Raw genomic sequence first — 6,903 nt, forward strand, 5'->3', positions numbered from 1 at the left:
CGGAGACATGAACCACATCACCGTCAGATCCCTGCTCGTGCGCGGCATGATCGCAGGTGTCGTCGCCGGGCTGCTCGCGTTCGGACTCGCCTATCTGATCGGCGAACCGCACGTGGAGGACGCGATCGCCCTCGAGGGACAGGGCCACCACACCCATGGGGCGGCGGCCGCCACGCATGCGCACGAGGTCGAGGTCGAACTGGTCAGCCGGCCGGTGCAGTCGACTCTCGGCCTGGCCACCGCCGTCCTCGTCTACGGCGTGGCCCTGGGCGGTATCGCCGCCGTCGTCTTCTGCTTCGCGCTGGGCCGCGTGGGCCGCTTCAGCCCTCGGGCCACGGCTGCCCTGGTCGCCGGTGCGGCCTTCGTCACCGTTTCCCTGGTGCCGTTCCTGAAGTACCCCGCCAACCCGCCGGCCGTCGGTGATCCCGGCACCGTCGACCAGCGGACGATCCTGTACGTACTGATGATCGTCCTCAGCATGCTGCTGGGGCTGGGCAGCATCTGGCTGGGCCGGCGCCTGGCCGCTCGGCTCGGCGCCTGGGACGCGTCTCTGGCCGCAGGCGCGGTCTTCGCGCTGACCGTCGGTGCCGCATTCGTGTTCCTGCCGGCGGTCGACGAGGTCAAGTCCGACTTCCCGGCCGACCTGCTGTGGGGCTTCCGCCTCTCATCGCTGGCCATCCAGGCCCTGCTGTGGACGGCGTTCGGCGTTGTCTTCGGCAGGCTCGCCCAACGCGTGCTCAACCCGAGCCCGTCACGCGAAGGCGTCATTCCGCCGTCCGCCGCACCCGTCGGCTGAGGCGACTGACAGACACGACCGAGGACCCGCCGGGAGCACCCGGCGGGTCCTCGCCGTTATGCCCGCCTTCCACACCAGGTCACTCGGCCGGTGGCGATCCTGGTTCCCGCCCGCCTCTCCCGGCGCGCCTCTCCGGCGCGCCTCGTTCATGGCCGCGACCGAGCGCGTCCCCTCAGGAGTCGAGTACGAGCAGTTGGGCCTCGTCCTGTTCCCACCCGACGCACACGTCTGCGTCGAGGTCGCGCGGGGCCCGCGGACCCGCCGAGAGTTCGCGGACCATCAGGTCCTGCCCTCCGGCACGCAGGCGGTGACGGAGGGTGGCGCCGAGGTTGGTGGAGGACACCACCCGGCCGCTCGCGCTGTTCTCCGCGCGTACCGCCGGGATGAACGCCATGTGCTCCGGACGGATGGACACCGCGTACCGTTCGCCTACGGCTCCGCGATCCCTGACCCGGCCCACGCCCAGTTCGCCGAGGTCGACGACGGCCACGTCGTCCGAGCGTTCCATGACAGTGCACGGAAGCAGATTGGTGTCGCCGAGGAAGTTGGCCACCCAGTCGGTCACAGGATGCGCGTACACGTCCTCGGGAGCGCCCTGCTGGACGATCTTCCCGTCCCGCATCACGACGATCCTGTCCGACATGGACATGGCTTCGTCCTGATCATGGGTGACGAACAGGACGGAGATCCCCAGTGACCGCTGGATGGTCTTGATCTCCTCCTGCATCTGCTCGCGCAGCCGTTTGTCCAGCGCCGCCATCGGCTCGTCCAGGAGGAGTGCCGACGGATTGAAGACCAGGGCGCGGGCGAGCGCGACACGCTGTTGCTGTCCTCCGGAGAGCTGGCGCGGGCGGCGGTCGCCCATTTTCGCCAGACCGACACGGTCGAGCGCCTCCTCGGCCCGCTGACGTCGCTCGGCCGGCCGGACCTTGCGCATCCGCAGGGCGAATTCGACGTTCTCCCGGGCGCTCATATGCGGGAAGAGGGCGTAACTCTGGAACACCACACCGAGGTTGCGATCCTTCGGAGGGAGTCTGTCGACGGGTTGGCCGTTGATCAGCACCATGCCGGAGGTGAGGTCCTCGAATCCCGCGACCATCATCATGGTCGTGGTCTTGCCCGAGCCGCTGGGGCCGAGCAAGGTGACGAACTCGCCGGGACGGACGGTGAGATCGAGATCGTCGACCGCGGTGACGTCGCCGTAGACCTTACGGACCTGGCGCAGTTCGATGGAACCGTCTTCCTGGCTCCCGGTCGGCAGGGCAGTTGTCTGGAGCGGAGCTGAGGTTGTCATGAACTCACCCTGTCTGGTCGGGGGCCACAGTCGTCAGTGGCAGCATCCGGGCGATGGAACGGCGTCGGAGCATGAAGAAGATCTGCACGAGCAGTCCGAGAGTGGCGATCGTGACCAACATGGCCGAGGAAACCGCGATTTCCGGCGTCAGGTTGTACTGGATATCGGTGAACATCTTGACCGGCAGCGTCGTCGCGCTCGGCGACTGCAGGAACAGCGAGATCACCGTTTCGTCGATGGAGACCGCGAATGCGAAGAGCGCGCCCGCGATAAGACCGGGCCGGATGACGGGCAGATACACGAAGCGAGCCACGGACACCACTCCCGCTCCCAGGCTCTGTGCCGAGCGCACCAGCGCCGGGTTCAATCCGGAAAGGCTGGCCCGGACCGTGAGGAAGGTGTACGGGGTGGCGATGACGGCGTGCGCGAGGCCGATCGGAAGGATCGTACCGACGAGTCCGACGGAGTTGAAGAACTGGTAGAAACCCAGCGCCAGGACGATGGGAGGCACGATCATCGGAGCGAGGATCACCCCGGACGCCGCGGACAGTCCCGGAAAACGTCGTCCGTGCAGGGCCACGGCCGCACTACCGCCCAACAATACGGCGAGCGTCACGGCGATACCGGCGGCCTGCAGGCTTGCCAGCACGGCTGATGTCCAGCCCGGATCGCCGAGGAATCCCGTTACTGCGTCGAAGGAGAAGTTGTCCGGCGGGAAGGTGATGTACCGGCTCTGATTGAGTGCCATCGGCACCACGATCGCCGTCGGGACAACGAGAAAGACGAAGACCGGTACGGCGGCGAGCAGCGTCGGTGAAAGTCGAGAACTAGCCGACCTCATGTGTACCCCCTGCACGAAGGATCCGCTGATACAGCGCTACGAGCACACTCACGATGAGGGTCAGAATGAGGGCCAGTGCCGAAGCGCCGGGGAAGTCGGTCAACTCCAGTGCGTAGAAATTGATCTGATTGGCGATCATCATGTCTCCTGGTCCGCCGAGCACGACCGGAGTGATGAAGAACCCGATACAGATGATGAACACCAGCAGCCCCGCCGCTGAAACGCCCGGCACGGTGAGAGGAAGGATGATCCGCCGGAAGACCGACTTCTCGCTCGCGCCCAGGGACCGCGCAGCCAGCTCCAGCCGGTTGTCGATCGCCGCCAGTGCGGCGAAGATCGGGAAAACGGCGTACGGGAGGAGGTAGTGCACCATCCCGAGAACGACGGCGAACCGGTTGTGCAGCAGCGCCAGTGGATGGTCGATGAGTCCGATTCCTTGCAAGGCGCCGTTCACCAGCCCGTTGTCCTGCAGGAGGACCGCCCACGCGAAGTTCTTCACCAGGACTCCGGTCCAGAACGGCAGCAGCACCAGTGCGAAGAGAACGATCCGCATGAGGGGGCCGCGACGCCAGATCGCCACCGCCAGCAGGTAGCCGATCACCAGCGTGGCGAGCGTGGACACCGCGCTGATCTGCAGGGTGTTCACCATTGATTTGATCACCAATGGATCCTGCAACACCCGTTCGTAGGCCCGGTCCTCCGTACTGGAGGCGACGAGTGTGCCCAGCGGGGTCAGAAAGAAAACGGCGTTGAATACGGCGATCGGGGCCAGAAGGAGCGGCCACGCCTTACGGACGCGCAGGGTGCGTCCGCGGGGCGTGGCGGCGCCCGCCTCGACGGGAACCGTGGCGGCGAGGGGCATCGTCAGCTACCCGCCTGCCACTGCTTGAACTTCTGCTCCGTCGCCTTGATGTTGTCGGCCCACCATGTGTCGTCCCGCTCCAGAATGCTGCTCGCCAGCTTCGGGCTCGTGGGAAGGGTGTCGGCGACGTCGGCGGGCAGCTTGGACAGCGCGGCGGTGTTGGCCAGCGTGAGTTGCGTCGTCCGGTCGAAGTCGGCACCGGCGTCGGCGTTGTTGCTCATGAAGTCCATCAGCCGGAACGCCGCCTCCTTGTTCCTCGCGCCCTTCGGAACGACGAAGTAGTCGCCGGCGAGGATGCCGTTGCGGGAGGAGAAGTTGAGTTTGGCGCCGTCCTTGCGAGCGGCGTTGATCCTGTTGTTGAAGCTGGTCGACAGCGAGACCTCTCCCGAGGTCAGCTGCTGGATCGGCTCCTGATTGGCGGTGTGGTAAAGGAGCTTGTCGCGGCCGGGGTGCTGCGCGAGGTATCGCAGTGCGGCGTCCACGTCCAGGGGGTAGATCTCGTCGAACGGCACGCCCTCGGCCAACCGCGCCGCTTCGAGCACGGAACTGTCCGACAGCTGCCCGTACACGGAACGCTTGGTGGAGTATCTTCCCTGATCGAAGAACTGGGCCCAGTTCTTGGGCGCCCGCGCGTCCGAGATATGGGCCTGATCCCAGGCCATGACGAACAGGAAACTCAGGTACTTGATGCCGTAGTCGGCCTTCGCGTAGGCCGGCAGACCTTTGTCGTTGATGATGCCGTAGTCGAACTTCTCGAGCAGTCCTTCGTTGACGGCCTGGACGTACTCCGGTGCCGTGAGCTCGACGAGATCCCACCGCACATCGCCGGAGCGCACCTGGAGCTTGAGGGCGGCCAGACTCGTATTGGCAAGCAGCTTCGGGCGAATACCTGTCTTCTTCTGAAAGGGCGTCAGGATCGTCTTGGTCAACTGGTCGTTGTAGGAGCCACCGTACGAGGTGACGGTGACGGTTTTGTTCGCAGGCCCGGAGTCGGCGGACTTGCTGCTGCAAGCCGTGAGGAGGCTTCCGGCGAACGGTGTCGCGAGCGCCGTAAGGGCTCCCGTCTTCAGAAGTGACCGTCGGCTCAAAGGTGTTGTTGGTTGCTCAGTCATTCTTGGCACGGCCTCTCTTGCTCTTTCCAGGCATGCGGGATCGGGGAGGCAGCGACGTCTGCCTTTTCCACGGCATGTGGGATCGGCGGTGACATCTGCGGAGTGAACGTGGAGATTTCCGCCAGAAGTTGGCGAAGTCGCGTACGCGTTTTCACGCGGCTGTCGCCAATCGCTGGGGCTTTGCGGGTTTCGCCTGTGCCTTCGCGTCCCGGACCAGTGGATATTGGACGATTCATTGCTCGTGAGGTCCGTGTCGCCGACCGCGTGCCGCAAACCATAGGGAGCACTTGTCTAAGCGTCAACGATTGTTTTCGAGGAGCTATCCGAGGTACACGCGGGCGTGAGCGCGCCGCGCGCCGCACGCACGGACCGGACGCGTGCCGCACGCACGGGACCGGCAGCCCGTCGATTCGGGCGCGGTATCGGGATTACTTCGCGGTCGACCGACGCGATCGACCGACCGAGGCAGTGGCACAGGCCATGGCGCACCATGCCGAGGTGTACAAGACATCCACTGGCTTGTCAGCGAGTGGATGAAACGCACACTCCCCCTCCCCTGGTGCCTGGTTCTAGGTTCGTACCGCGAGACGGCAGCGCCGTTCCGGCCCTGGGCACACCCCGCCTGGGCCGCACGGCACCGCCCCCGCGCCGGTCGCTTCCCGGTACGAACCCGGGTCTGCCGTCAGGCGCTGCCCTGGAACCCCGCTCCACCGCGCCGCCGCCCCCGCTGCGACGACAGCACCCCAAGGCACCCGGCCCCGCGCGGCGGCAGACTGGATCGGAGGACTGCATGGCAGGCCACCACGGCGACGACGAAGGTGACGGTGAGGCGGTGACGACCGCCCACAGTCCGTCGCTGATCTCGCAAGGCTTCGGCCGCGCCGATCCGGCGCCCCCACACACGTTGTGCGACGTAGCTCCGAGCGGTACCGATCACCACGTCGATCACCACGTTCCCATACGGAGTGCGCGCCGCCGTCCGGCTGCTCGTTCTTGTTGAGGGTTCGGGGTCACGCCCGCGACAGCGGCCGTGGCGAGCACCCAGTCGGCCGCGATCAGCAGGTAGGCAAGCCGCTGGCGCCGCTGTCCGTCCAGTACCAGCCAGTGCGCCGGCCAGGACCACCGATCGGAATCAGCAGGTCGAGGGTGTAGACGAAGGACTGGAATGGCACGCCTTCCCCCCCGCTTCACCGGGGTCGGAGAGTGGGCCCCGAGGACCGGAGTGCCGAGCGGGGTCAGCGCGATGAGCCAGATCCCGGCAAGCCACGCCCGGAAGCCGTATCCGACGGTGGCATCCAGCGCATGCCCCCACACGCGTCCGGCCGGGCGCTGCGTACGACGCCAAGGGCGCTGCTTCGCCAGGAGCACCGGGCGATCGGCGTGGGATGCAGCTGCCGTCCTCACTCCGTAAGCTCGTATACGGGAGTGCCCGCCGATGGACCGAGTTCCACCGGGCGCACGATGCCGCTCGCCTCCAGCTCCCTTGAGGCGCAGGAGTAAAGCGATGGACGCACTGCTTGAGCGTGTGCTCGAAGCCCACGGCGGGCTGGACCGCTGGAGGGACGTCTCGACCCTCAGCGCACGGATCACTTACGGCGGCCCGTCCTGGGAATTCAAGCGTCACGCCGACTTCACAGCGCCCTACGGCGGAGAGTGGCTCGCGACAGACGCCGAGGTGCAGCTCCTCGAAGGAGCACGGCCGGGCTCGGTGGCCCTGCTCGGGCTCCCCGATATGGCGAAGGCGAAGGCGTGGTACAGCTCGTCCGGGGACCGGAGGATCCGGGCGGCCTCCGGCGGCCAGGGTTGATCGAGCTCTCGTGCTGACATGGAGCCACACATGACCACACCGCGGGACCTGTTGATCGTTGCGACGGACATGGCGTCCAGTCGTCCTGTGGAGCGAGGCGCTCTGTCGCTTGCGCTCGCGGGAGCCGAGGCGATCGACCTCCTGGATGCCCAGGCCATCGGACTGGACGGCGATCACATCGTGCCGGGCCA

6 protein-coding genes and 1 pseudogene are annotated in these 6,903 nt (G+C 66.5%); 3 read left to right on the forward strand and 4 right to left on the reverse strand.

Features of this window, described 5'->3' with window-relative positions; all coding sequences use genetic code 11:
• The first annotated feature begins 7 nt into the window (after window positions 1–7).
• Entirely contained in the window at window positions 8–796 is a 789-nt protein-coding gene (locus ABZW18_RS22135) for a CbtA family protein (RefSeq protein ID WP_356189903.1), read from the forward strand.
• A gap of 172 nt (window positions 797–968) precedes the next feature.
• Here the strand turns inward: ABZW18_RS22135 and ABZW18_RS22140 are convergent, their stop codons facing one another.
• The 4 genes from ABZW18_RS22140 to ABZW18_RS22155 are packed head-to-tail and all read right to left on the reverse strand — an operon-like array spanning window position 969 to window position 4,722.
• The gene (locus ABZW18_RS22140) at window positions 969–2,090 is read right to left on the reverse strand and encodes an ABC transporter ATP-binding protein (protein WP_356189905.1); all 1,122 of its coding nucleotides are present in this window, start codon (window positions 2,088–2,090) and stop codon (window positions 969–971) included.
• A gap of 4 nt (window positions 2,091–2,094) precedes the next feature.
• A complete protein-coding gene (locus ABZW18_RS22145) occupies window positions 2,095–2,931 on the reverse strand; it encodes an ABC transporter permease (RefSeq protein WP_356189906.1) in 837 nt (278 codons plus the stop codon).
• Window positions 2,918–3,793, reverse strand: a complete 876-nt coding sequence (locus tag ABZW18_RS22150) for an ABC transporter permease (RefSeq protein WP_356189908.1) — start codon at window positions 3,791–3,793, stop codon at window positions 2,918–2,920. The genes ABZW18_RS22145 and ABZW18_RS22150 overlap by 14 nt, the downstream gene beginning before the upstream one ends.
• Before the next feature lie 2 nt (window positions 3,794–3,795).
• Window positions 3,796–4,722, reverse strand: coding sequence for an extracellular solute-binding protein (locus ABZW18_RS22155; RefSeq protein ID WP_356189912.1), 927 nt, complete (start codon window positions 4,720–4,722; stop codon window positions 3,796–3,798).
• Between the two features lie 1,687 nt (window positions 4,723–6,409).
• Between ABZW18_RS22155 and ABZW18_RS22160 the strand changes: the two genes are divergently transcribed.
• A complete protein-coding gene (locus ABZW18_RS22160; RefSeq protein WP_356189914.1) occupies window positions 6,410–6,712 on the forward strand; it encodes a DUF1330 domain-containing protein in 303 nt (100 codons plus the stop codon).
• A gap of 30 nt (window positions 6,713–6,742) precedes the next feature.
• Window positions 6,743–6,903 (forward strand): annotated as a pseudogene (locus ABZW18_RS22165) (GPP34 family phosphoprotein); the annotation flags it as partial.

Origin of the sequence: Streptomyces sp. NPDC004647, assembly GCF_040609575.1 — a bacterium.
Lineage (GTDB): Bacteria > Actinomycetota > Actinomycetes > Streptomycetales > Streptomycetaceae > Streptomyces.

Coding starts and splice junctions, on each gene's coding strand:
- ABZW18_RS22160 (WP_356189914.1), top strand. CDS start 6,410: ATGGACGCACTGCTTGAGCGTGTGCTCGAAGCCCACGGCGGGCTGGAC.
- ABZW18_RS22145 (WP_356189906.1), bottom strand. CDS start 2,931: ATGAGGTCGGCTAGTTCTCGACTTTCACCGACGCTGCTCGCCGCCGTA.
- ABZW18_RS22150 (WP_356189908.1), bottom strand. CDS start 3,793: ATGCCCCTCGCCGCCACGGTTCCCGTCGAGGCGGGCGCCGCCACGCCC.
- ABZW18_RS22135 (WP_356189903.1), top strand. CDS start 8: ATGAACCACATCACCGTCAGATCCCTGCTCGTGCGCGGCATGATCGCA.
- ABZW18_RS22140 (WP_356189905.1), bottom strand. CDS start 2,090: ATGACAACCTCAGCTCCGCTCCAGACAACTGCCCTGCCGACCGGGAGC.